This window comes from Vibrio sp. OPT18 (genome assembly GCF_015163615.1).
GTDB lineage: Bacteria > Pseudomonadota > Gammaproteobacteria > Enterobacterales > Vibrionaceae > Vibrio > Vibrio coralliirubri.
In genome coordinates, this window is record NZ_JADDYK010000081.1 from 203079 (window position 1) to 226568 (window position 23490).

Below are 23490 nucleotides of genomic sequence, written 5' to 3' on the forward strand. Positions count from 1 at the left end.
GGAGTGCGCGTAATGAGGGCTTGTCCACCTTGAAAAAGCTCAAAGGGACCAGCAATAAAAGTGTTGCCAAGATTACGGGCTATCTCAACCGACTCCCATTGGTTTGGGTGATCACGATAATTAATACCGAGAATCTGCTCATTGCCTTCCAGCGGGTAAACAAAATTTAGAATGTCGTCTTTGGCGAGTCCGATAAGTCGAATATGGAAGCCATCTTGAATGATATTCTCAGCAATCTTGTCCCAATTTTTCACCTCACCATCGGGGTTGATGGTCACTAAGGTCGAGAAATTATTGAGGATATACATATCTGACACGATCGCGGCTTCAATCCGAGAACGAATAATGGATAGTTGCTTTTTTGCCTCTGAATACGATTCGTTTTTAAGAAAAGTTAATTGCTTAGCATGAAAGAACTCAATTGCGCTTACTATCGCAAGGAAAAAAAGAAAAGATACTACTCTGGCAGACCACTGCTTGCTAGAACCACTTGGCATTTACGAACCTCTAACACTATTGTTCTATATACTGCCTTATAACGGCTCATTTCTGGCTTATTGCCCCAGTATGCCGCTAAGTCATTAAAAATCCATACTAACGTCGACTATCTATCAAATATTGAGTGATCCATCACTTCAAACTTCTTTACTAAACGAATGGTTTAATCAAAAAGGGTTAGTGAACCTTATAAAGCTTACATTGTATTGACTCAACGCTTACATTAAAGGATTCATCAATGTTATTTTACATAGACTAATAATCAGCTTGGTACCTCACGACATGAAGTTAAAAACTATCACACTGTGTACATTGCTATCAGCCTCGGTTGCCGTTGCCGTTCACGCACAAGAAAACGTTCAAGCGCCAACCGCAGCGAGCGTTCAATCCCAAGCAGATTCGCTCAATTCTCAAGAACAATCTTTCAAGCAATCTGCTGACCTCATTCGCACCACCTACGAAAGCCAACTTTACACTCTGCCTGCATTCAAAGAAGGTCACTACGGGCTGCGCATGTATCGCCAAACATTAGACGATAAGTATTCGGCTGCGGTGTGGAGCGACATGGCACGAGTGGCAAGCAAGCTCAGTACCCTGTCGAATGACGTTCAAACGATGGAGCAAATCGTACTCTACTCAGAGAAGCGAGTTGCATCTTATATTGGTGATAACGATGAGCGCAGTGTTCGACGCTACAACATCACCAAGCACATGCCTGAATACCTTTACCTTGGTGTTGACCTTCTAGGCTCGATGGCTCGTGCTAATGAATACGGTTTAGAACACAAGAACGATGCTAAGCTGCGCGAAATCATTCGTCGCTATGACTTCTCACGATACGTGACCAATGAAGACATGGTGAAAGCGTGGGCCGCTCAGTTAGCGAATCAGGTTTACTGGTTGCGCCAACTGGGTGAGCAAGATGTCGTTGATGAGTTCGTCGATACCTTCAAAAAAGCATACCCAAACGATAAAGACAGGAAGCTTTCAAGCCAGCAATACGGTAATAAGATCTATGGTATGACACACGTCATCTTTGGTGACTCAGAATATTACCAACATCAAGTCAGCGAACAAGATCATCAATGGATCTACGATTACTTCAGAGAAAACATCGATACGATTCTGCTGCGTGCGAAAGAAGATGTGATTGCGGAGGTTGGATTAACCTTCTTATTAGCAGGTTTAGAAGATGACCCAGTTGTAGAGAAAACTCGGCTCGCGATTCAAGCTTCAATCGATGAGAAACAAGGCATGATCCCTTCTATCACCGGTGATTTTGACCTTGAGTACGGTGAACACCGCAACGTGCTAGCAATCATGCTACTCGATTGGCAGCAAGTGAATGAAGCGCCGACTTATGAAGGCAACCCTAAGGTGTTTACTAACATCCCTTACGGACTCATTAAAAACCAGCCGCAGAAGAACTAGCAACATACCTAGGCTGGTCTTAGATGCTTAGGTTAGTCTTAGAATCCAAAAAGCCGCACACCTTTCGAGGCCTGCGGCTTTTTTAATTCTTTCCACACCATCACTTCGTTCTGGCTTAGGTTTGAGTTTGAGTTCAGAGGCAGACTTTGTTCATCACTATCGTAAAATCCCCTTCTGCGTAACCTTCTATTAAAGAAACATCCTCACAAAGCGCTTTACAGAAGCGATACACGCCCTGAGGGTGGTAACTCATCAAGGTATTACGTGAAGGATATTGGCTTGAATTGAGAAGATTAAAAATCACCGTCTGATTCGCCAATTCATACATACGAGTAATCATGTTTGTCAGATAATCAGAATCACGAGAGATATAGTTCAGTGAACCACTCGCGATGACAATATCGTGCGCCTCAAGGTTCATTTTGCTCATATCACCCGACAAAAACTGACAACGATCTTCTGTGTAGTTTTTCTTCGCCTTCTTAAGAAAGCCTGCGTGTTGGTCAACGCCGGTATAAGATTGAATGCGATAGATGCTGTCGAGCAGCTCAAACAGCTCGCCATAGCCGCAACCCAAATCTAAAACACTCTTCTTTTCGAAGTCCGCCGCACGAGCGATCACTTCAAAGCGACACAACTGGCTCTCTTCGCTAGTCCAACCTAAAGCTTTAGCCTTGTCGCCATTCGAGCGGTTAGTCTGTTTTCGATGATAGCGATACACCTTCCAACGATCGAGCCAGTGCATTACGAGAAATCCACCCACACTTCACGACCACCAGCCAACTCTTGGTTATGATATTGCCATTGATATTGCGCGAGCAGCTTTTCGGTAAGCTCTAACCCTAGACCAAAGCCCAAATGATTGTCTTCTATCGTGCCGTCAGTGTTGTGATTAACAATGGTGACTTTCGAGCCTACCTGAACGATACCCACGGTACCGCTTCCTGTGTGTTGGAAAGCATTGCGAATCAAATTGGTCAGCACGATACGAGTGAGTCCGACTGGCAACTGGCATTGTGTATCGTCGCTTTCAAGGTTCACAGCCACGGCTTTGCCATTCAATAGATAGCTTAAATCGTGGTTTATTTGTTGCAACAGTTCGCCGAGATGTACGTTTTCCAGAGGCAGATCTTTGTCTTGTTGTCGGGTAAGCCACAACAAGGTTTCTGTCAGGTCTGTCATGGTGAAACCCGCGCGCTTGATTCGGTCTATCACTTCAAGCTGCTTTTCTGGGCTCTTACCCTTTTGAATCAGCTTCTCTAGCAGTTCACTATTTGTTCTTGTGACCGCAATAGGAGTACGTAATTCGTGGCTCGCGTAACCCAAAAATTTCTGCTCTCGTTCTAAGCTGTTTTGAACCGAACTCAAACTATCACGAATGATGTTAGCCAAGGTGTTCAGTTCACTGAAGTGGAAATCAGGTGTCGGTTCATTGAGGTTATCTTTATCTAGCGATTTGGCCCAGTTCTTTAGCTGCTCAACAGGCGATGCCACCTTACGTAACACCAAAACCAAAATAACGAAAAACAATACAATCGCACCCAGTGCGGTCAAAAGAATCGTGATAAAGTGCGGAAGCCCTTCATCATTAATGAAAGGGTCATGTTTTTGAGCAAACACCGCAGAAACATAACGAACCTCATTACCTTTCATCACCTTCATGGCGAAATAGCCTTTCTCGGGAGGTGAGAATATAGATTTACCAATGATTATTTTGGTCATGCGGTTGAATTGCAGTTCGTTCTGGTTGAGGTTGTTCTGAATGCTTTGTGGCAAGTCGCTCCATTGGGTCGCCACCGTAAATTCTTGATTGGTCATAGGCTTGCCTGCCTTCACCGCATCTTGTTGCGCTTGGGCAATCATAGAGCCACGCATAGCGATATCCATCCCAGAGACAAAGTAGTTTACGCTCAAGGCAGAAAGAACCAGAATCGTCGTGACACCTGTAACCAGAATCGCCAATAAAACGTAGATCCTTAGGCTTGGTCTGATCTTCATGCTTGTCGTAACTCCTTAATCGCAAACCCTTTCCCCGCAATGGTATGCAGCAGCTTATTGTCTTGTTCCGCATCCACTTGTTTACGCAGATTGAAGATATGCACTTTCAAGCTGTTACTGTCTGGTTGATCGTCGCCCCACACGCCCTGCATGATGGTCTCGCGAGAAACAGGGTTAGGGCTAGAGCGCATCAAGATTTCCAGTATTTTGAGTGCGGTAGGCGAAAGCTTTAAAGGAGAGTTATCGCGATAGGCTTGATGCTGTTTTAGGTCAATTTCCAAATCGCTTACCGACAAGCGACGAACCTGACCACTGCGTCGCTTCGCCAGCACTTGCACTCGAACAATCAACTCTTCCATTGCAAAAGGTTTCACCAGGTAATCATCGGCCCCTTTTGAAAAGCCAGTCAGCTTATCATCGAGCGTATCACGCGCCGTCAACATCAAAACGGGTGTATCAATACCCTGCGCTCTGAGGTTCTCACACACCTGCAAGCCGTTCATTTTAGGCAAATTGAGATCGAGAATGACTGCGTCATATCGGTTTGTTTCGATAAGATTGAGTCCAGCTAAACCATTCGCTGCATGATCACACTGGATATCTTCTAAATCGAGGTAATCAATAACAGCCGTAGCTAAATCGAGGTCGTCTTCAACCAAAAGCAATTGAAGCTTATCTGTGAATTTATTAGTGACGGATTCTGCCATCGTGACGACCTCTATTGTTAGTTGTAGTGTAGCTTTGTAGTGATCTTTAATATCTTGTTCGGTAATGAACCTAGACCGAAGTTGCTGAGCCTCGCTCGGCAATCATCAGCCTAGATATCATTAGCTTAGCCATTGTTAAGCTGTTTGTTCAATGCCTTTGACTCGATTTGTGACTTTAAGAATCAGAGACTTAATCTCACACTGAATCATTAACAATGCAGGTGTCAGGATCAGCGTAATAAACGTCGCAAACAAAATACCGTAGCCTAGCGCCGCTGCCGCAGGGATCAGGAACTGAGCCTGCAAAGACGTTTCACTCAATAGTGGCGTCAAACCTGCGAACGTCGTAACCGATGTAAGTAATACGGCTCTCAGTCGACCAGAACACGCTTCAACAATCGCATCGTGAACCGACTTGCCCTGCTCTTTGATTAGCTCGTTGAAACGAGAAACCAACAACAAGCTGTCGTTCACCACCACACCGCTCAACGCGAGAATACCGTTTAACGATAGGATACTGATTGTTAAGTCATTCCACCAGTGTCCTAGGATTGCCCCAACGATACCAAATGGAATCGCTGTCATGATGATCACTGGTTGAATGTAAGACTTCAGCGGGATAGCAAGCAGCGTATAAATCGCTATCATGGCAAGTATGAACATACTCATCATTGAACTAGCCGTCTCTTCTTGTTCTTCCGTTTCGCCAGCAAAGTCGACCGTTAACCCCGGATATTGCGCCTCTAGATCAGGTACTAATGTATCTTGCAGCTGATGAACAAGCTCTGCAGGTGCAACCACGTCTTTATCTAATACTGCACTGATGTACACCGCTCGTTGGCTATCAATGCGTGTGATCTCTGATACTTGGTAATCAGAATATACTTCAGCGACTGTGCTCAAAGGCACCACGGTGCCGTCGTTGGTTCTCACGCTCGCTTGCTTGATATCCGCAATGGTTTGGCGATCCGATTCTGGGTAACGAACTCGAACTTTTACCTCATCCTTACCACGCTGGAATTGCTGAACAATATCACCACCAAACGCCTGTAATACTTGTTGTGAAAGGCTTGCCGTATCGAAACCTAACGCACGGCCTTGCTGTGTTAATTCAAAACGATACTGAGGCTCACCAAGATCCAAGTTATGGTCAATACCACTCACACCTTCAATCGCTTGCAGCTTGGTTAAGAACTCATTACCCGCCGCAGTCACTGATTCTTCATTCCACGCTTTCAATTCTACTTTGAAGTTGTCGACCATCTCCATTTTAGACAAGACTTTGAGCTTCTTAACCCCTTCCATCTGGCCCACTGTCTCTTGCCAAGCATCTGAAAACTCATTCGATGTGTAGACACTGTCGCTGTCCAACTCAATTTTCACTTGGCCAGAATCATCGGCATCGGCGATAACTTGAAGACTCAACAGCTCAGATGCTTCATCTTGAGCACCGTATTGTGCTCTCAGTGTTTCATCCGTTTGGGTTGCCGCCGCTTCAAGCACCAACAAGTTTTGTTGTGTTTGACCAAAGCTCGCGTCGTTTTGCATCGACATATCAGCAGTCACCGTATCGCCCGGCATATCAGGGAAGAACGCTACACGAACCGCACCCGTCATTGGCAACCCAGCAACCAAAATAAGCAGTGACAAGAAAACCATCACTACCGCATAACGCAGTTTCAGCGCCCATTCAATTACGGGGCAGTAGATACGCTTATTAAACCAACCTAGCCCAGTATCGGCAGCATGTTGAACGCGAGCCCACAATCCCTTCTTCTCACTGCGCTTGGTATTAATGTGTGCAAGGTGCGATGGCAGAATGAACTTAGACTCAACCAAAGACAGTAACAAACAGATAGTCACGACCGTGCCGAATTGAGCGTAAATTTGCCCCATTTTACCGTCAACATTCGCTAACGCTAAAAAGGCAACGACTGTCGTTAACACACCAAATATAGTCGGTGATGCCACCTTCATGGTGCCTCGAATAGTGCTGCCTATTGAGTCCCCTTCTTCCTTACGTGTGGAGTAGATACTTTCCCCAACCACCACCGCATCATCGACTACTATCCCGAGCGCCATAATGAAACCAAAGGTGGTCATTTCATTGATGGTTAACCCCATGAAGGTATCTGTCATGAAGAACATGGTGCCAAAAAAGACAAACGGTAAGCCAACGGCTACCCAGAAAGCGACACGCACGTTTAGGAATATCGCTAACACGATGAACACCAAAGCAATACCGGTGAGCGCGTTCTTCATCAATAGGCTTAAGCGGTCTTTGATCATGGTACTTTTGTCGTACCAAGTTTCGATTTCGACATCGCTAGGCAGCATGTTGCTGTTTTCCCAACGCTCTACCACTTTCTCTGCTTGTTCAACAATACTGACGACGTCTCCGTACTCATCCATCACGATTTGAATTGCCATCGCATTCTGTTGGTTATAACGAGAAAGCATGAAGGTATCATCGGCAAACATGTCTTCAACGTCGGCAATGTCACCCAGTGTGATTTGAGTACCATCAGCCGTCGTCATCACCGGAATCGCGTTGAAATCTTGGATCTCATACGCCAGTTCAGAAACCTTCAAACGAACCGTTTTTTCGCCATTGCGAAGGCTAGTCGAGATAGCCGCAGAAGATTCCGCATTGATCGCTTCAGAAACGTCAGTCAGTGTTAATCCGTACGCTTGCAGCTTATTCTCATCAACCTCAACCGAGATCATAGGATCGGCTTTAGCTTTGATTTCCAAATCACGAATTGATGACTGGCTCAGTAGATCTGATTTCAGTTGCTCAGCTAAACTCTGCAGCGTTGCTCGGTCTGCGTCACCATAGATCTGTACCCATAAGGCATGATCTTGCATGCGAGCTTTATCAATCACAGGATTATCAGCGCCAGAAGGCAGGTTATTGATCGCATCAACCTTAGTTTTAACGTCAGTTAACAGGGTATCAAGATCATAGGTGCTCGTTTTTTCAATCGAAACATGGCTACCATTCGCATCAGAAGTTGACGTAATACGCTTAATGCCTGGGACGGTTTCTAACGCATCTTCAATCTTAATCGCTAGGCCTTCTTCCGCCTGAATAGGGTCACCACTGTCATAGGTTACAGACACTGTCACCACATCGGGTTCAAGGCTTGGAAATGCTTCTTTACGCAATGAGTTCAGTGATAACAGGCCTATGATGATCACGCCCACTAACAACAAATTCGCTGCTACAGAGTTATTCGCGAACCATGCGATTGCGCCAGTGTGTGGTTTAGTTGGCTTCTTGTTACTGTCCGCTTGGTTATTCGGTTTCAACTCATGAGACATGACTAACCCTCCGCCTTAGCCAGAACGACCATGCCCGCTTTAAAGCTACTTAACGGACGCTTAACCACTTGAACACCGTCACCAATTTCCAAGTTCAATTTGGTAGGATCGATGTAAATCAAACCACCCTTTTCAAATTCAACATTCGCCTTTGATTTCGAAAGTTGACCGCTATCATCCACAAACCACAGGTCGCCTTGTTGCGAAAGTGCAGAAGCCGGAAGTTCCCACAATTGGGTTAACTGCTTACCCGAGATCGTCGCTTGTACGAACGTTCCTGGATAAAGATCCTTCTCTTGCTCCAAAGGATTATCGACTTTCACGATCAATGAGCGCTGACGCGTGTCTTGTTGTAAATGCTGCTCAACACGCTCCACATAACCTTGCCATTGGAATTGACCATCAGAACTCGATAGCGTCACTGGCCACGGCTGCTCTTTCAATTGCGTGTTATCGCTGCTTGGCAAACTCAACCATTGGCTTTCAGAAAGGGGAACAGAGACCTCAACCTCATCAACGCTGTATAACGTGGCTATCTGAGCGCCCGTTTGTGCGTAGCTTCCCGGTTGAACATCACGGCTCACGACCAACGAATCAAAAGGGGCAACCAAGGTTGTTTTTTCGAGGTCTTGCTCAGCCTTCACCAATTCAAGCTTGGCGTTCTCCAAGGCTGCTGTTACTTGTGCCAGTTGTGGTTCGCGTAATACTAAAGGTGAATCCGGCTCGCCAGACAAACCAGAGCGTTGCCATTCAGACTTAGCTTGTTCGCCTTGTCTCTGCTCTTCCAACAAATCCAGTTGAGCTTGAGCAACATTCGCCTTCGCTTGGGTTACCGCTTGTTGGTAACTGGTCGAATCGATATTAGCGATCACTTCACCTTGGCCAATCACTTGCCCTGTTTCAAACTGCGAGCTGATTGTCTCTACTCGACCACCAACTTCCGTCGAAAACATCAGCTCGTAACGCGACTTCGCTTCTCCGTAACCCACCACTTCTGCTTGGTAGTCACCGAGAGTGGCAAGTACCACAGAGACTTGCTGTTGTTGTGAAGCAGGCAAAGTCGTCGTATCAATAGACTTGGTTTGAATAGGCGTAGCTTTAGGCTCTGAAACCGTTAGTTCATTCGTCTTTTGAGGAGTAGGAGCCACTTGTGAACCGTTGTAAGCAAGGGCAGCAAAAATGCTTGAACCAGCAACTAAGGTGATTGCAATTGTGATGGTGTTCAGTTTCATGAAGATACTCCCAAGCCCAGAGCTAGGCCTAAATCAATTCGGTTTACGAGACGGTTATAAATGGTTTGTGTTAACTGCGCTTCAAGGTCATAGGTTTGCTGCTGAACAGTAAGTAGATCAAAAATGTCGACCAAACCCTGACGGTATTTCTCTTCATAGCTAGTGAAGCTGCGTTGTGCGCTTACCAAGGCGTTCGTTAGGTGTTGCTGTTGAAGCGTTAATGAGGACTCTTGCCCCATCGCATTTTCCACTTCATTCACCGCATTGAGCAGTGTCTCTTGGTAAGCCCAGTAGCTGGTTTCTGTGGTTAGGTCAGCAATTTCTGCCTGTGCTTTTAGCTTGCCACCTTGAAACAGTGGTGCTGACACTTGGCCAAGCGCACTCCACAAAGGCCCGGTAAGCAGAGCTTCGCTCGGAGAATCCGCCATATCGGTTAGGCTGGCAGATAAGCTGATAGATGGCAGCATCGCTTTGTACGCCGCGTCAGCACGCAATGTTTCTGCTTCGATATTAAAGAAAGCGGCTTGAAGATCGGGACGACCTGCTAGATCTTGTGTCGGCATGTTTTCTAGCGGATTAATGATGGTTGGGAATGAACCGAGCTCAGCAAGCGATAGCTCATCAGACTCCCCACTCCATTGCCCTGTTAACAAAACCAACTCACGTCGACTTTGTGCAAGCTGCTCACGGTAATCAGCTAAGGTTGCTTGAGTCGATGCGCTGCTGGTTTTTGCATTATCTAGATCTTCAAGGCTACCTAGCCCTGCTCGATAACGTTCTAAAACAAGTTCTTCATTGTTTTCTAGAATCACCAAACGCTGCGTTTCAATATCAACAAGCTGTTGCTTCAAACTGATATCAAGCCAACCTCTCATCACACTGGCGACCAAAAGATCTTGAGCGCCCTGAAGGTTAGCCTGAGACGTCGCAATGTCTTTCAAAGCGGCGTTGTTTGTGTCTGCAAGCTTCTGCCATAGATCGAGCTCCCAACCAACCGTGACATCAGTGGTGTAGGTTTCAGTCGTGCTTGAGCCGTTAGTACCTTCGTCAGCTTGACCAGAAAAGCTCGCATCGACGGTTGGTAAGCGGTCGCCAGACGTTACACCTTGCTGCGCATAAGCTATTTTGAGTGCTGTGATGCTTTGTTGGAGGCTTGGGCTGTTCTGCAGAGCCCGCTCGATATAAAGATCGAGCTCCGGTGCATTCACTAAATCGGTAAGTTGTAGGTTCTCAGCGTCTAGATCTTGTTGAGTAGACGCTTGATCACTAGAAGCCTGTTGAATCAGCTCTGCGAGTAAGCTTTGTTGTGTCTGATTAGTGCTTTGCTCAGCGAGTGAAACATAGTCGGCCTGACTGGTTGTCGTACAACCCATCAATCCGATTAGAGCAAGTGAAATAAGGGAATGTTTTAAAGGAAGATTCAATTTCATCTTCTTGTCTCCTGTAAGAATGGAGACAAGATAACGAGCTGGGGGTTAAGAGAGGGTTAAGGCGAACGTTAACCCCAAAGAAAATACAAAAAGCGTACGTTTAAACTTTTGCTTTACGCTTCTGACTTGCTGGAAAAGAGCCCACCAATTTTATAACCGATCGCATAGCAAACCACGGCGACCGTGACAAACACCAATGCCGAGAAGAAATACGCTACAGACGCTGCGACGCCAGCCCCCCACACGACGCTGAACACCAAACCGAGGTAAGCCTCTTTTGGCCACTGGTAGATAGGAAACTGAGCGCCGCCAGCAATTAGGTAAACCATCGCAAACAAGCCAATGAAGGTGACAATAAGACCGATGAGAACGCGAATGTTCATGGAGAGACCCTTGATTAATTTAGCTTGGTTGCCATTGTTCCGAGTCGAAAGTGAATATGCTTAGTCGGAACCGGATCTTCTTAATCGAAGCCGAATGTTATTAATCGCAACCTGATGATATTCAAGTATATCGGATAAAAGGAACTGGCTCTATTACTCTTCCGAGTGAGCTTTTACTCACGATAGACAAATCACAGTCGACGGCCAAAACCTGATTTCGCCTGATTAACAGGCACAAAAAAGCGGACACCCTTCTCACGTTAACTCCGTAAGCAAGATATCCGCTTTTACTCAATTTAGGCGCTTTAACTGAATCGAGCTTAAAGCAGGATGAAAATACCCGCTAAACATGCACTCATTAAGTTTGCTAGCGTACCAGCAGCTACTGCTTTCAAACCTAAGTTTGCCACTTCAGCACGGCGCTCTGGTGCCATAACACCGATTGAACCTAACTGAATCGCGATAGAACCAATGTTAGCAAAGCCACATAGAGCAAAAGTCACAATTACTTGGCTGTGTTCAGAAAGTAGCGCTTTGTTCTCAACGAAGTCGATGAAAGCAACAAACTCGTTCATCACGATCTTCTGACCGATGTAAGAACCCGCCATCAATACTTCATCACTCGGGATACCGATCAGCCATGCAAGAGGCGAGAACAGGTAACCGAAGATAGCTTGCAGTGTAATGCCCGCAAAACCGAACGTTTCACCTAGGCTTTCTAGGCCAGTGTTGACCATCGCAATCACACTCACGAAGGCAACCAACATAGTACCAACCGCTACCGCAACCTTCATACCGTTCATCGCGCCGCTTGCCAATGCATCAATCACGTTGCTTTGGTCAGCTTTATCTAGTTCGATATGGTCGTAATCACTTGGTGTGCTGCGCTCAGGAACGATGATCTTCGCCATTAACAGGCTACCCGGAGCCGCCATAAAGCTTGCAGCGATAAGGTATTTAAGCTCAACACCAAGGCCAGCATAACCACCAAGTACACTACCCGCTACCGACGCCATACCACCTGCCATTACAGCAAACAGTTCCGAACGAGTCATAGACTTTAAAAAGGGACGAATAAGAAGAGGAGACTCACCCTGAGAAAGGAAGATATTACCTGTAGCAACCAGAGATTCAGCTTTACTTGTACCCAGCAGTTTTTGCACCGCTCCGCCCAAGATTTGAATCACTTTTTGCATAACGCCTAAGTAATAAAGCGCAGAAATCAAAGCACTGAAGAAGATAATGATTGGAAGCACGCGAACCGCGAAAATGAAGCCTTCAGTAGCAAGGTCACCGAAAAGGAATGCGATACCAACGTCTGCAAAACCAAGCAGGCTAGAAACACCATTACTTAGGCTAGTTAGCGCCAATTGTCCCCATGGGAAATACAAGACTAAGGCTGCAAAACCGATTTGAAGTAATAGTGCACGAGAGACCGTTTTCCAGTTAATTGAAGAACGACTTTCAGATAACAGGTACGCGCAAGCAATCAGTGCAAGAACACCGACAAAACCAAATAGAATATTCATAATGTGTCCTAGTAATCCTTAAAGAGTGAACATGAGCCAAGCAAATGACATCAAAGGAACAGGACAAAGAACCGCAAGCAAAACGCTACGCGATGAAGGAGCTAACAGGGTTAGCGAATGTAACAACGAGTTGTTCATGTAAAAAATCACCTTATACAAGCAGTGGAACGTAGCTGGTCCGGTCCGTGGGGTCATTCACATATCCATGTGACGGCTTGTATTGGCTAAGCACCGGCTTAAAACCGGAAGAGAAGTATAAACAGTTAAATGAGACTTTCATCACATTTTTTGACGCAAACGATCGCGCGGTCAAGGATTAGCCAAAACGTATTGTTTATCGTCGTTTTCGTGCTTCAAAACTGTAAACAATCTGTAGGGAGTTGAATTTGTAATGTTAAGTCTTTAAGTGTGTGAGCGTAATCACTCGGTTAATTCTGTGTGATTCTTACTGCTTTTCTGTGCTCTGCCTCATTTCCCGAGACTTCAAGATTCATCTTAAGTTTAGATGCGTATATACTTTATGTGATCTCACCAAATAATTATCTATAAAATACCAATAGAGCTGATTAGATATAACAGCCATCGAGACTAAGAGAGGAAACACGTGAAGAAAATGGAAGCTCCGCACGACATGAACAATGGAGCTAGATTCAAAACAAATAGACACGGCTATGTGACAGTAGTTGAATATTATAATACCTATACTGTTATTGTCGCGTTTGAAAATACCGGAAATATCCGCGCTATTAGTGCGGCGAAATTACGTACAGGTCAACTCACCGATCGTTCTGTTGCGCCTGAATCAATTATGATTGGTGAAAAGGTTGAATCGGTTAAACACGGGATATTAACCATAACCCAAGTTGAATCTGAAAATATTGTCGTCCTGACCAATGCCAATAACGAAGAAATTAGAATGTTATTGCCTGCCGTACAGAAAATGAAAGATAAAACTGAAGAAGTCGACAGTGAAAATGTTGCCTCGCCAAAACCAACCTCTCTTAGCCAACTGACTAAAAGAAATAAAAAGACCAAAGACGTTAATAGCATGCTTAAGAAAATGCTTACTGACTACGGTCGATACGATTAATTCTCTGTTTTCTACAATAAAGCCTCTATAGATTTATATTCTGATATAAAAATTAATTAAGCCCGCCTTTCTCAATAAAATACGTTGCATATTCGAGTGAAAAGTTAAATTTGATCAAAGTCTCACTCTGGATCTTTACTACAAATTAACGAGATCTCCATCACAATCTCATTTTAGCTTTGTGATGGAGATCTTATTGAAATCTGAATATTTCCATTACTATGCTCTCACACAATAAGAGAACGAAGTTTCTCAACCCCTAAAATCCAATTGAGACAAATATTATGAAAAAGATTCTTGTAGTTTGCGGTAACGGCCTTGGTACTTCTCTAATGATGGAAATGGCAGTAAAAGAAGTCGCTAAAAAAATCGGTTTCGAAGCAGAAGTTGATCACGAAGATCTATCATCTGCAGCATCAAGCAATGCGGATATTTGGGTTGCAGCAACAGACGTTGCAAACCAACTAAAAGACGCTGGTAAAGAGAACATCATCAGCCTTAAAAATATTTTTGACAAAGCATCTATTGAAGAACAACTAAAAACTTTCATGTAAGGTCAAAATTATGCAAAACTTTTTCGAGTTCATGCTCGGCTTATTAAAAGAGCCGGCGATCATGGTAGGTTTAATTGCTTTTATTGGCCTGGTTGCACAAAAAGCAGATGTTTCTACCATTCTAAAAGGCACAATTAAAACCGTAATGGGTTTCCTAATTTTAGGTTTTGGTGCTGGCGCTCTTGTTGGCGCACTAAATAACTTCTCAGTTGTATTTACTGAAGCATTCGGCGTAAGTGGTGTTATTCCAAATAACGAAGCAATTGTTGCACTAGCACAAGAAGCATTCGGTTATGAAATGGCTCTAATTATGTTCTTCGCATTCGTTGTGAATATTTTATTGGCTCGTATTACTCCTTTAAAATATATTTTCTTAACGGGTCACCACACAATGTTCATGTCTATGCTGGTAGCGGTAATCCTGTCTACAGCTAACATCGAAGGCACTGCTCTAGTTGCAATCGGCTCGATCATTGTGGGTTCACTGATGGTTATCATGCCTGCACTTGCTCAAAAATACACAGAGAAAGTGATGGGTACAGATCAACTGGCGATGGGTCACTTCTCAACGTTCTCATACTTAGTATCGGGTTACATTGGTAGCAAGTTTGGTGACACTTCCAAATCAACAGAAGACATCAACGTACCTAAGAGCTTAATGTTCCTGCGTGATACACCCGTTGCTGTAGCAACAACAATGGCTATCTTCTTTATGTTTGCTTCAATAGTTGCTGGCGGTGACTTTGTTGAAACAGTATCAAACGGTCAGAACTGGGTAGTATTCACCTTCATGCAGTCTCTTGTGTTTGCCGGTGGTGTTTACATCGTACTGCAAGGTGTGAAGATGCTGATTGCTGAAATCGTTCCTGCATTCAAAGGTATCTCTGACAAACTCGTACCGGGTGCAAAACCTGCTCTAGACTGCCCTATGGTATTCCCTGTAGCACCAAACGCGGTACTTATCGGTTTCCTTTGTTCTTTCGCTGCTGGCCTACTAGCAATGGCAGTTCAAGGCGCGCTTGGCTGGACAATCATTGTAGCTGGCGTCGTTCCACACTTCTTCGTAGGTGGTGCAGCAGGCGTTTACGGTAATGCGACAGGCGGTCTACGCGGTGCAATTCTTGGTTCGTTCACGCAAGGTCTGTGTATCTCTTTCCTACCAATGCTACTGCTTCCAGTACTGGGTGGCCTTGGTCTTGAAGCGACAACGTTTGCTGACTTCGACTTCGGTGTTGTTGGTCTTATCCTAGGGTGGATTGTTTCATGAGCTTATTTGATTTAATTGGTAACCAAGGCGTTATCATCAACTCTGACGAAAACCTAACGGTTGATGCGGCGATTGATGTGACTTGTTCAACACTGCTAGCGAACAACAAAATCGAAGCAAGCTATGTTGAAGCTATCAAGCAAAAGCATAAGGACATTGGCGCGTACTATGTTCTAGCACCAAAGATTGCGATGCCTCATGCTCGCCCTGAAGATGGTGTTAACGAAGCATCACTGCAAGTAACGGTATTCAAGAAGGGTGTTGATTTAGAGTCAGAAGACAACGGTGACGTTTACCTTTCGATTACTCTGGCGGCGATGGACTCAGATAGCCACATCCATACGATTATGGCGCTATCAGAGTTGTTCCAAAATGATGATGACATTGATGCCATCATCGCAGCGGAAACTGAGCAAGCGATTATCGAGATCTTAAAACGATACTAATCTCGATATAAAGATCCTGATAAGCCCCCATTAAAAAAGCGATAGCCTCGGCTATCGCTTTTCTGTTTCTGGTGCTTGGTCATATCTCATCGAATATGAGTGAAGGCATCACACCTCAAAAGGACTCACTTGCACTAAAACGCGTACATTCGTTTATCTGTCGATAATTCAAAGCAATATTGCGCGTGTTTATTAAGGCACTCAAACACTTCTCGATCCAACTTAAAGTTATCAACGTGGTCCGTCAAAATAGCGAGTGTTTCTTCTAACGTCATACCTGCACGATAAGGGCGAGACTGAGTTAGCGCCTGAAACACATCCACCACAGCAACAATTCGACTGGGTTGATCCAGCTCTTCCGCCGTTTTGCCCATTGGGTAACCCGAACCATCCAATCTCTCATGATGATTAGATGCCCACTGACAAACCTGAGGTGAACTGAACAACTCCTGCAGTGCGAATCGAGTGTCCGTTGCATGGCGTTTAATACAGCAATACTCTTCTTCAGTAAGTAAATCCGGCTTATGCAGAATGTCATTAGGAGTTTGCAGTTTACCGATATCATGAACCAACCCAGCCAGATAGAGTTTACGCTGAGTGGTGTAGGAATAACCCAGCTGTTTGGCGAGGTATTCTGAAAGCTGCCCAACCTTCAAAGAGTGCTTAAAGGTAAACGAACTTTTGGTATCAACAACGTTGGCAATAAATTCGGCAAAGGCCACCGTCTCATCCAACGACATCTGCTGAGAGAAGAATGGTACAGGCTCAAAATTATCCCTCATGTTTTCGATGTAAGGGATCTCCATAGAAAACCAAAAATCATCCAGATCGACCAACTCACACATGTGTTGCACAAGGTTAGTTTCGAACATCTCATCCGCTTGTTCAGTCAAACGTTCAATGATGCTCGCTTTGCCATCGGGTGTTAGGTTTCCATAACGATCAGAAGAGGTTATGCCGTATAGATAATCGACCCTATCGGCAAGCATCACGATGGCAGCTAGCTCTTTTTCTAACTCACTGATATGAATAGCCTTTAGCTCAGACCACGGAGTATGATGATAAAGAACCGGCTTAGCGAATATAGAAAGAACTGGGCACTCTTTTAATATTTGGTAGCCCTTTTGACAATGGTGATAGCTTGAGTCGGGTACAAACCCAGACGTTAAGCTGAGCTGTTCATCAATTTGCGAGACACCACAGTCGTGAATCAAGCCTAACGAAAACGCGAGTTGCGCTTGCTCTTCTTCCCACCCCACACTCAGAGCACATCGATACGCGATGTAGCCCACTCTCTGTCCATGATTTTTACTTTCGAAACCGACGTTATCAAGCGCCTTAGCAATACCGAATAGAGCCTTTCTTAGGTCCACGGTCACGTCCTGGCAATGTTGATTCATTATTTAAGCCTAGCATTTTTATAGTTTTTATATATTTAGGGCGCTAATACTAATGCATAGCTAATGATTATATACACAACTATTGTAAGGTTTAATGAGTTTCGTGATAGAACTAACGTATCACGAAAAATCCGTGCTACAAATGGTTGCATATTAAAAATCATGCGACATTATAGCCTGCCGACTAAGATTCGCTTAAATAAGCAGCCATAAGAAAAGGAAAGACATGTTTAAAACGGTTATCGACAACGAACTCTCCATCGCATTGGTTGAAGAGAGCTTCGCTTCTCACTACGCGGAAATCTCACAAAGTCAGAATGAGTACCTAAGCCAATGGCTCGTGTGGCCGCCACATTGTAAAACCGAGCAAGACTTTAGGATCTTCATCCAACGCTCGCTACACGATTATGCGGAAGGGAAAAGCATGACTTGTGCGATCGTGTATCAAGACAAGGTCGTCGGTAACTGTAGTTTCAATACCATTGACCATGATAAGCAAAAGGTGACGATAGGTTATTGGTTATCTGAGACATACCAAGGAAAGGGGATTGTTACGCGCGTTGTCCAAAAGCTGGTTGATATTGCTTTCAATGAGTTAGATATGGAAAAGGTAGAGATATCAGCCGCAACCGGTAACCAAAGCAGCCGTAAGGTTTGTGAGCGCTTACATTTCACGTTAGAAGGTATCATCACGCGTAACGAGAACTTGAATGGTCGCATCGTTGACCACGCTATTTATGGCCTTCATCGCTCTAAGCTCTAAGCTCTAAGCTCTAAGCAGTCACTAGCTTGTAAATCGGAATATGAAAAGCCACGGTATTAGTCCGTGGCTTTGTTATTTTACGAGCCTGAAGAGCTCTTAAAGCTACAGCTTATGCGATTTTAGGAATCACGATACTGAACTTGGCGCCTCCGTAGTTGCTGTCGTCGATTTTGATATCCCAAGAAAGCTTTTTAGCCGCCGATAGAGCAATCGCCAGGCCTAACCCTAATCCACCTGTGGTCGACGTTCTGCTTGAATCTAATCGAGAGAACGGAAGGAATACCTCATCACGCTTATTCTCCGGTATTCCAGAACCATTGTCTTCAATCACCACCAGCCAGTTTTCTGAGTTCTCATCTAACGTCATCCACACTTTGTCTTTCGTGTAATTACCCGCATTCTTTAGCACGTTATCGAACACCAAGCGTGCCATTGAGCAATCACACTTAATCTTGCACTCTAGCTGTACCTTAGATTCAAAGGTGGCATTGTCTAGTTTCGAGTAACGAATTCGGTCTAGGCAATACTCACGAAGATCGGAGGTCACTTTAACGAGTTCAAAGAAAGAGTTATCCATGACATTCAACTTCGACAGCATGATGATTTCTGACGTGAGTTCGTTGATATCCTCAATGTAGGTATCAATGTCATCGAAAAGAACCTGATGATTATCGGGGGCTCCTCTTCTTAGAATATCGGTCGCCAGTTGAATACGACTTAACGGAGTTCGTACTTCGTGTGGGATAGCTTGAGCGAAGATATGACTTTGTTTTACTTTGCTCTCAATCTCTTCAGCCATGAAGTTAAAACTGCTGGCTAAATCAGAAACAGGATGGATGTCGTCCATGTCAGATCGAGTACTAAGCTTGCCCTTACCAAACTGCTTCTGCTTCTCGACGAGCAACTCTATTCTTTCTTGAAAACGCCTCACAGGTAAGTAAACACTTGCTCCAATCGCCACGATTACAGCCAATAACAGCCCTAACAAAAAGTGTCGTTCTGAGTCTTCATACCATTCAATGTCAGGAGAGAAGAAGTCCCCTACCTCACTGAAGCCAAAACTAAATTTAGAGTTTGGCAGCTGAAACACGGCCGAATAAAGGTTGTCATCACTTAGATATATCGGCACACCGTTTAAGGTTGTGTATAACTCACATTGTTGGCAAGGCGCCTCGCCCGACCAATTCTCCAACAGGCGTAAATTGAAGATATAAAATTGTTGGTAGCCTGTTCTATCGAGCTCTTTATAGAGTGAGTTTTCTTGATTGTGTTGACGAACATACTGCTCCGCAAAGTAGATGCCATCATTGAGGAAGGTTTCGATCTCGGTGCGTCGCATGTGCCCCTCACCAAGGTTCAAGAACAAAAATATCGTTGCCGACATCCCAGTCACAATCCCAAGGTATAAGCGAGCAAACATCGAAACCGAGCGAAGCTTCGTAGCAATGAACTTACGCAACCAGCATGTACCCCTTGTTGCGAACCGTACGAATCAACTGTTTGTCTTTTGCGTGAATGCGCAGCTTTCGGCGTAACCCAGACACGCGCATATCAATTGAGCGATCGTTAAATGCGTAATCTATCCCTCTAAATAGCTGACAGCACTGGTCTCGAGTCACGACCTGACAGATGTTATTAACTAGAAGGTTTAAGATTTCAAATTCAGCAGAAGTAAGCTTGAGGTTTTGGCCATAGAGCGTGGCACTTTGAGCAGAGCTGTTGATTACAATATCGCACTGTTTTTCAGCCGTAGTTTCTTGCGCAGTTGTTACGGGAGCAGCTCGACGCAATAACGCTTCAATTCGCGCTAACAAGGCATGGCCACGAATCGGCTTGGCAACGTAATCGTCCGCGCCAAACTTAAATAAGCTGACCTCACTCATTTCATCAGCAGAGGCCGTTAGCACTAAAATCATTCCATTGTAGAACTCACGAGCTTGACGGCAAATCTGCGCGCCGCTCATCCCTGGGAGCATCAAGTCCAACAGCACTAAATCAGGTTCAATACTGCGAATCGCTTCAAGTGCCAAGTTCCCTTCATGAACAACGCTAACATTGTAACCTTCGGCTTCGAGGTAAAGCGTCGTTAAACGAGCTATCTCTTGGTCATCTTCAACAATGAGCACTTTGGTTTTCGACATTCCTATCACCAGTATTTATTAAAAGCGAGGGCAGTATATATACTGGTCATAGATCATCAATATTGGAATCAGAGCCCTACATTTACCGTACGCAAAACATAGTAATCACTTTTGTACATACACGTTTACAAAATAGAGAAGCAACAACCGGTGCGCCTTGGTTTATCAAGGTTACCTCCTTTAGTACACATTATTTGCTGTGTTTTCATCGCCTACCACCCGCTTACATTTGCTTTATTTTCTTACGCGCACTTACATTTGAGGTGTTTACAAAACCCAATCAAACCAACCACCCATACACCAATAACATAACAGTTAATAGCACTGTAAATTTCAACTTTACTAGATTAAAAATTCAAACAAATAGACTTGTAAGTAAAGGTAATCGATTACCTAGACCCAAGTTCAGAGCTTTCCATTTTTCACCGAGAGATAGGTCCTGTTAAGCAATACCTTCTTAAAGTAACATTCACTCCATTAATGAATAGATTCAATATTACGCAATAATCACTTCCACAGGGCCCATTTTAAGATGAATAAAACGCTTTCACTGTTACTGACCGCCACCGCTTTAGTTTCAACACCAGTCATGGCAGACACCAATAAACAAGAAATGGTGAACCAAATTCAAGCGCAAGTCAGTTCTTGGATAGACATTCAGGTCACGCCACAAAGCAGCATTATTCAAAAGATGGTCTTCAACTGTGAGTTCTACAGTGCAACACCTTACATTAAGTCACCAGACGGAAGCGAGAGCAGTTCTGGCTCATACCGCTTTTACGCACATAACGGTGTATTGGGCTCGATGACAGAACCCTTCACCACTCAACCTCTACCTGAATTGACGATGTGCCTGAAAGAAGACTTCGTGGTGACCAATCAAGATGAAGCACAGCTATTATTTGAAGCTATCGAAACGGTCTATCCAAACCACTCTATGTTTGATGAGAACTTTCCTAAAGAGATCATCCAACAACCAAATGGTTGGCACTTCATCGACGGAGAGATTTTTGATGATAAGAAAGGCTATGTCGTCGAAATTACCCCTGAAGGTAAAGTGAACAAAATCATCCGCTCACTGAACCTTTAACACGCTGTTTCTTCTGTGGCACTTTGCTGTGCTTAAGTTCTTTATTGTTCTTAAGCTCTTTCCTGTTCTTTAAAACAGCTTCTTAACAGCGATTAAAGGCCAGAATTCAATTTGATACGCGACGACCGAACACACGATTTCGGTGGTCGCTGTTCGACAAAAATATCAGTTCACCGAGTTCAATATGATGACCAGTTATCAACCTTTCGAGCATCTCCAGTGTCCAATTTGGATATATGACATTGATAATAAGAGAATAACTTGGGCAAACAGCAGCGCCCTGCCTCTGTGGGAGTCTGAATCTCTATTTGAGCTGACATCACGCGACTTTAGTGTCGAGATGTCAAAAGCAATCGAAGCGACATTGGAAGAGTACCAAAGGCAATTTCTACGCAACGAAAGCATCAAGACATGGTGGAACTTCACTCCCAACTACATTTCGAAGCGTGCATTGTGTCTGTTTTCTGGGATCCCACTGCACGACGGTCGAACGGGTATGTTGGTACAAGTCGTCGCTGAAGAAGGCAGTTTAAGGCACGATCTCGCTTGCTCTGATGGTGCAAACCTCTCCCTTCTGTTTAATAAGTCGGGAAGCGTAGTGAGTGCTAACTCCGCATTTTTTCACAACTACGGCTCACCGTTTAGCACCCTATCCGACTTCGTTTCAAGTGAAGAGACAGCAGCACAATGGCTGTTTACCGTGCGTAAAGGCCGAGAGATATTAGAAGAAGTCAGCTGCGAAATAGATGGCAAGACACACCATTTTGATGTGCAAGGAAAGTGGCTCTTTGATAAAAGCGAACTGTTGTTAAACCTAACCTGTACAACAAAGCAAAAAGAGAAACTGATAAAAGCCAGATACAACGCAGAACACGACTGTTTAACGGAGCTTTATAATCGCCGTGGGATCACCAACCTTCTAGAAACCAGCATTGCCTATCGCTCACCGTTCGAATTGATGTTTGTCGACCTTGATGGCTTCAAATTAGTTAATGACACTTATGGGCACACTGTCGGAGACCAACTACTCAAACAGGTTGGTGAACGCCTTAAACAGTTGGTTGATGAGAAATGCATGATCGGGCGATTTGGTGGCGACGAATTCATTGTTATTGCCCACACCTGCCGAAATCAAAATATCCCACTACTCTGCTCTCGCATCATTGATGCCTTAAACCGAAGTTTCCATATCAGAGGAATCGGCAGTTTGTCTGTCGGTTGTAGCATAGGTACCGCACATTTCCCTGATAATGCGGTTGACCAAGAAACATTGCTAAAACAAGCGGGTATGGCGATGCATCTTGCAAAAGCGAATGGTCGAAACCGCTTCCAAACGTTTACCCCAGACTTAGCACAAACCCTGCATCGCAAAGTAGAGATCCGCCATCGACTGGCACGTGCCATCGAAAACGACGATCTCAACCTTCACTACCAACCGATCATGAACACCAACAGCGACAAGGTGAAAGGGTTTGAAGCCTTGCTTCGATGGTCAGACAAAGAACTAGGTAACATAGGCCCTGATGAGTTTATTAGCTTAGCGGAGGAGACAGGACAGATTGTACCGCTCGGCAAATGGGTTCTTAACTCTGCACTCAAACAGCTATCTATATGGCAACGTGAGTTTGATAGTGAGTTGATGATGAGTATCAATATTTCGAGTATTCAGATGCACGCCACCTTTGCCGAGCAGCTATTAGCAATGTTGAACTTCTACAATATCCAACCTCAAAGCATCGCCCTTGAAATCACCGAATCTTCCATGATCTTCAAACATGGTGAAGTCAGACAAGCGTTAAGTGATATTTCTAAATTGGGCGTAGAGCTTCATCTTGATGACTTTGGCACAGGCTACTCGTCACTGTCGATGTTGCATGACTTACCGATTAGCACCGTGAAACTCGATAAAAGCTTCGTCCACGGTTCACACAAAGGGAGCAAAGCGATTGTCCAAGCCACCCATGCTATCTGTGAAAAATTGGGGTTGAAAGTGGTTGCTGAAGGTGTCGAAACCGAAACGCAAAAAGCGTTCTTAATCGATTGTGGATACGAGTATCTTCAGGGTTTTTTATTTAGTAAGCCAATTCCCTCAAATGAAGTCGAAAGTCAGTTTTTGAGTGGTCGACAACCCTACAATTAAAGACTTATTTATCAATAAATTAAGTCGTTTTAATGTTTCGTAAACAATCGGCTGCTGTCGGTGTGTA

Annotated in this window: 19 protein-coding genes and 1 pseudogene; 8 read left to right on the plus strand and 12 right to left on the minus strand. The window is 44.5% G+C overall.

Features of this window, described 5'->3' with window-relative positions; translation table 11 throughout:
• Positions 1 to 497: pseudogene (locus IQQ51_RS27510) on the minus strand (CHASE domain-containing protein); the annotation flags it as partial.
• A 283-nt stretch (positions 498 to 780) separates the two neighbouring features.
• Between IQQ51_RS27510 and IQQ51_RS21755 the strand changes: the two are divergent.
• Positions 781 to 1929 carry a DUF3541 domain-containing protein gene (locus tag IQQ51_RS21755; RefSeq protein WP_193842119.1) on the plus strand — a complete coding sequence of 383 codons (1149 nt, stop codon included), beginning with the start codon at positions 781 to 783 and terminating at the stop codon, positions 1927 to 1929.
• 133 nt (positions 1930 to 2062) lie between these two features.
• On the opposite strand, the gene IQQ51_RS21760 is transcribed toward IQQ51_RS21755, so the two are convergent.
• The 8 genes from IQQ51_RS21760 to IQQ51_RS21795 all read right to left on the minus strand — a co-directional run bounded on the left by IQQ51_RS21760 (position 2063) and on the right by IQQ51_RS21795 (position 12532).
• Positions 2063 to 2674 carry a class I SAM-dependent methyltransferase gene (locus IQQ51_RS21760; RefSeq protein ID WP_193842120.1) on the minus strand — a complete coding sequence of 204 codons (612 nt, stop codon included), beginning with the start codon at positions 2672 to 2674 and terminating at the stop codon, positions 2063 to 2065.
• Positions 2674 to 3927 carry a sensor histidine kinase gene (locus tag IQQ51_RS21765; protein ID WP_193842121.1) on the minus strand — a complete coding sequence of 418 codons (1254 nt, stop codon included), beginning with the start codon at positions 3925 to 3927 and terminating at the stop codon, positions 2674 to 2676. The genes IQQ51_RS21760 and IQQ51_RS21765 overlap by 1 nt, the downstream gene beginning before the upstream one ends.
• Positions 3924 to 4634 carry a response regulator transcription factor gene (locus tag IQQ51_RS21770; protein ID WP_048608956.1) on the minus strand — a complete coding sequence of 237 codons (711 nt, stop codon included), beginning with the start codon at positions 4632 to 4634 and terminating at the stop codon, positions 3924 to 3926. The genes IQQ51_RS21765 and IQQ51_RS21770 overlap by 4 nt, the downstream gene beginning before the upstream one ends.
• Before the next feature lie 135 nt (positions 4635 to 4769).
• A complete protein-coding gene (locus IQQ51_RS21775) occupies positions 4770 to 7958 on the minus strand; it encodes an efflux RND transporter permease subunit (protein WP_193842122.1) in 3189 nt (1062 codons plus the stop codon).
• A 2-nt stretch (positions 7959 to 7960) separates the two neighbouring features.
• Entirely contained in the window at positions 7961 to 9190 is a 1230-nt protein-coding gene (locus IQQ51_RS21780; RefSeq protein WP_048608960.1) for an efflux RND transporter periplasmic adaptor subunit, read from the minus strand.
• Positions 9187 to 10620, minus strand: coding sequence for a TolC family protein (locus IQQ51_RS21785; protein ID WP_048608962.1), 1434 nt, complete (start codon positions 10618 to 10620; stop codon positions 9187 to 9189). Before IQQ51_RS21785 ends, IQQ51_RS21780 begins: the two co-directional genes overlap by 4 nt.
• Positions 10621 to 10733: 113 nt before the next feature.
• A complete protein-coding gene (locus IQQ51_RS21790; protein WP_017060599.1) occupies positions 10734 to 11003 on the minus strand; it encodes a hypothetical protein in 270 nt (89 codons plus the stop codon).
• A gap of 320 nt (positions 11004 to 11323) precedes the next feature.
• Complete coding sequence (locus tag IQQ51_RS21795; protein WP_017060598.1) at positions 11324 to 12532, minus strand: NupC/NupG family nucleoside CNT transporter; 1209 nt, start codon at positions 12530 to 12532, stop codon at positions 11324 to 11326.
• 613 nt (positions 12533 to 13145) lie between these two features.
• Between IQQ51_RS21795 and IQQ51_RS21800 the strand changes: the two genes are divergently transcribed.
• The 4 genes from IQQ51_RS21800 to IQQ51_RS21815 all read left to right on the plus strand — a co-directional run bounded on the left by IQQ51_RS21800 (position 13146) and on the right by IQQ51_RS21815 (position 15889).
• Entirely contained in the window at positions 13146 to 13622 is a 477-nt protein-coding gene (locus IQQ51_RS21800) for a hypothetical protein (protein WP_048609093.1), read from the plus strand.
• A 284-nt stretch (positions 13623 to 13906) separates the two neighbouring features.
• The gene (locus IQQ51_RS21805) at positions 13907 to 14176 is read left to right on the plus strand and encodes a PTS sugar transporter subunit IIB (RefSeq protein ID WP_017064872.1); all 270 of its coding nucleotides are present in this window, start codon (positions 13907 to 13909) and stop codon (positions 14174 to 14176) included.
• A 10-nt stretch (positions 14177 to 14186) separates the two neighbouring features.
• Positions 14187 to 15443 (plus strand): PTS ascorbate transporter subunit IIC, encoded by a 1257-nt coding sequence (locus IQQ51_RS21810; RefSeq protein WP_048608964.1) that lies wholly within the window; start codon positions 14187 to 14189, stop codon positions 15441 to 15443.
• A complete protein-coding gene (locus IQQ51_RS21815) occupies positions 15440 to 15889 on the plus strand; it encodes a PTS sugar transporter subunit IIA (RefSeq protein ID WP_193842123.1) in 450 nt (149 codons plus the stop codon). Before IQQ51_RS21810 ends, IQQ51_RS21815 begins: the two co-directional genes overlap by 4 nt.
• 134 nt (positions 15890 to 16023) lie before the next feature.
• On the opposite strand, the gene IQQ51_RS21820 is transcribed toward IQQ51_RS21815, so the two are convergent.
• The gene (locus IQQ51_RS21820; protein WP_048608967.1) at positions 16024 to 17289 is read right to left on the minus strand and encodes an HD-GYP domain-containing protein; all 1266 of its coding nucleotides are present in this window, start codon (positions 17287 to 17289) and stop codon (positions 16024 to 16026) included.
• A gap of 226 nt (positions 17290 to 17515) precedes the next feature.
• Between IQQ51_RS21820 and IQQ51_RS21825 the strand changes: the two genes are divergently transcribed.
• Positions 17516 to 18052, plus strand: a complete 537-nt coding sequence (locus IQQ51_RS21825; protein ID WP_193842124.1) for a GNAT family N-acetyltransferase — start codon at positions 17516 to 17518, stop codon at positions 18050 to 18052.
• A 109-nt stretch (positions 18053 to 18161) separates the two neighbouring features.
• Here IQQ51_RS21825 and IQQ51_RS21830 read toward each other — a convergent pair whose 3' ends face one another.
• Both IQQ51_RS21830 and IQQ51_RS21835 read right to left on the minus strand, forming a co-directional pair.
• Positions 18162 to 19511: a sensor histidine kinase gene (locus IQQ51_RS21830; RefSeq protein ID WP_193842125.1), complete on the minus strand. Its 1350-nt coding sequence runs from the start codon at positions 19509 to 19511 to the stop codon at positions 18162 to 18164.
• Complete coding sequence (locus IQQ51_RS21835) at positions 19504 to 20193, minus strand: response regulator transcription factor (protein ID WP_048617038.1); 690 nt, start codon at positions 20191 to 20193, stop codon at positions 19504 to 19506. The genes IQQ51_RS21830 and IQQ51_RS21835 overlap by 8 nt, the downstream gene beginning before the upstream one ends.
• 532 nt (positions 20194 to 20725) lie before the next feature.
• Here IQQ51_RS21835 and IQQ51_RS21840 point away from each other — a divergent pair.
• Both IQQ51_RS21840 and IQQ51_RS21845 read left to right on the plus strand, forming a co-directional pair.
• On the plus strand, positions 20726 to 21283 hold the full coding sequence (locus IQQ51_RS21840) for a hypothetical protein (protein WP_193842126.1): 558 nt from the start codon (positions 20726 to 20728) through the stop codon (positions 21281 to 21283).
• 184 nt (positions 21284 to 21467) lie between these two features.
• Positions 21468 to 23423, plus strand: a complete 1956-nt coding sequence (locus IQQ51_RS21845) for a putative bifunctional diguanylate cyclase/phosphodiesterase (RefSeq protein ID WP_193842127.1) — start codon at positions 21468 to 21470, stop codon at positions 23421 to 23423.
• The last annotated feature ends 67 nt before the right edge of the window (positions 23424 to 23490 follow it).

What these genes read in the sequence shown, in the direction of transcription:
- IQQ51_RS21755 (WP_193842119.1), top strand. Translation starts at nt 781, where the DNA reads ATGAAGTTAAAAACTATCACACTGTGTACATTGCTATCAGCCTCGGTT.
- IQQ51_RS21760 (WP_193842120.1), bottom strand. Translation starts at nt 2,674, where the DNA reads ATGCACTGGCTCGATCGTTGGAAGGTGTATCGCTATCATCGAAAACAG.
- IQQ51_RS21765 (WP_193842121.1), bottom strand. Translation starts at nt 3,927, where the DNA reads ATGAAGATCAGACCAAGCCTAAGGATCTACGTTTTATTGGCGATTCTG.
- IQQ51_RS21770 (WP_048608956.1), bottom strand. Translation starts at nt 4,634, where the DNA reads ATGGCAGAATCCGTCACTAATAAATTCACAGATAAGCTTCAATTGCTT.
- IQQ51_RS21775 (WP_193842122.1), bottom strand. Translation starts at nt 7,958, where the DNA reads ATGTCTCATGAGTTGAAACCGAATAACCAAGCGGACAGTAACAAGAAG.
- IQQ51_RS21780 (WP_048608960.1), bottom strand. Translation starts at nt 9,190, where the DNA reads ATGAAACTGAACACCATCACAATTGCAATCACCTTAGTTGCTGGTTCA.
- IQQ51_RS21785 (WP_048608962.1), bottom strand. Translation starts at nt 10,620, where the DNA reads ATGAAATTGAATCTTCCTTTAAAACATTCCCTTATTTCACTTGCTCTA.
- IQQ51_RS21790 (WP_017060599.1), bottom strand. Translation starts at nt 11,003, where the DNA reads ATGAACATTCGCGTTCTCATCGGTCTTATTGTCACCTTCATTGGCTTG.
- IQQ51_RS21795 (WP_017060598.1), bottom strand. Translation starts at nt 12,532, where the DNA reads ATGAATATTCTATTTGGTTTTGTCGGTGTTCTTGCACTGATTGCTTGC.
- IQQ51_RS21800 (WP_048609093.1), top strand. Translation starts at nt 13,146, where the DNA reads ATGGAAGCTCCGCACGACATGAACAATGGAGCTAGATTCAAAACAAAT.
- IQQ51_RS21805 (WP_017064872.1), top strand. Translation starts at nt 13,907, where the DNA reads ATGAAAAAGATTCTTGTAGTTTGCGGTAACGGCCTTGGTACTTCTCTA.
- IQQ51_RS21810 (WP_048608964.1), top strand. Translation starts at nt 14,187, where the DNA reads ATGCAAAACTTTTTCGAGTTCATGCTCGGCTTATTAAAAGAGCCGGCG.
- IQQ51_RS21815 (WP_193842123.1), top strand. Translation starts at nt 15,440, where the DNA reads ATGAGCTTATTTGATTTAATTGGTAACCAAGGCGTTATCATCAACTCT.
- IQQ51_RS21820 (WP_048608967.1), bottom strand. Translation starts at nt 17,289, where the DNA reads ATGAATCAACATTGCCAGGACGTGACCGTGGACCTAAGAAAGGCTCTA.
- IQQ51_RS21825 (WP_193842124.1), top strand. Translation starts at nt 17,516, where the DNA reads ATGTTTAAAACGGTTATCGACAACGAACTCTCCATCGCATTGGTTGAA.
- IQQ51_RS21835 (WP_048617038.1), bottom strand. Translation starts at nt 20,193, where the DNA reads ATGTCGAAAACCAAAGTGCTCATTGTTGAAGATGACCAAGAGATAGCT.
- IQQ51_RS21840 (WP_193842126.1), top strand. Translation starts at nt 20,726, where the DNA reads ATGAATAAAACGCTTTCACTGTTACTGACCGCCACCGCTTTAGTTTCA.
- IQQ51_RS21845 (WP_193842127.1), top strand. Translation starts at nt 21,468, where the DNA reads ATGATGACCAGTTATCAACCTTTCGAGCATCTCCAGTGTCCAATTTGG.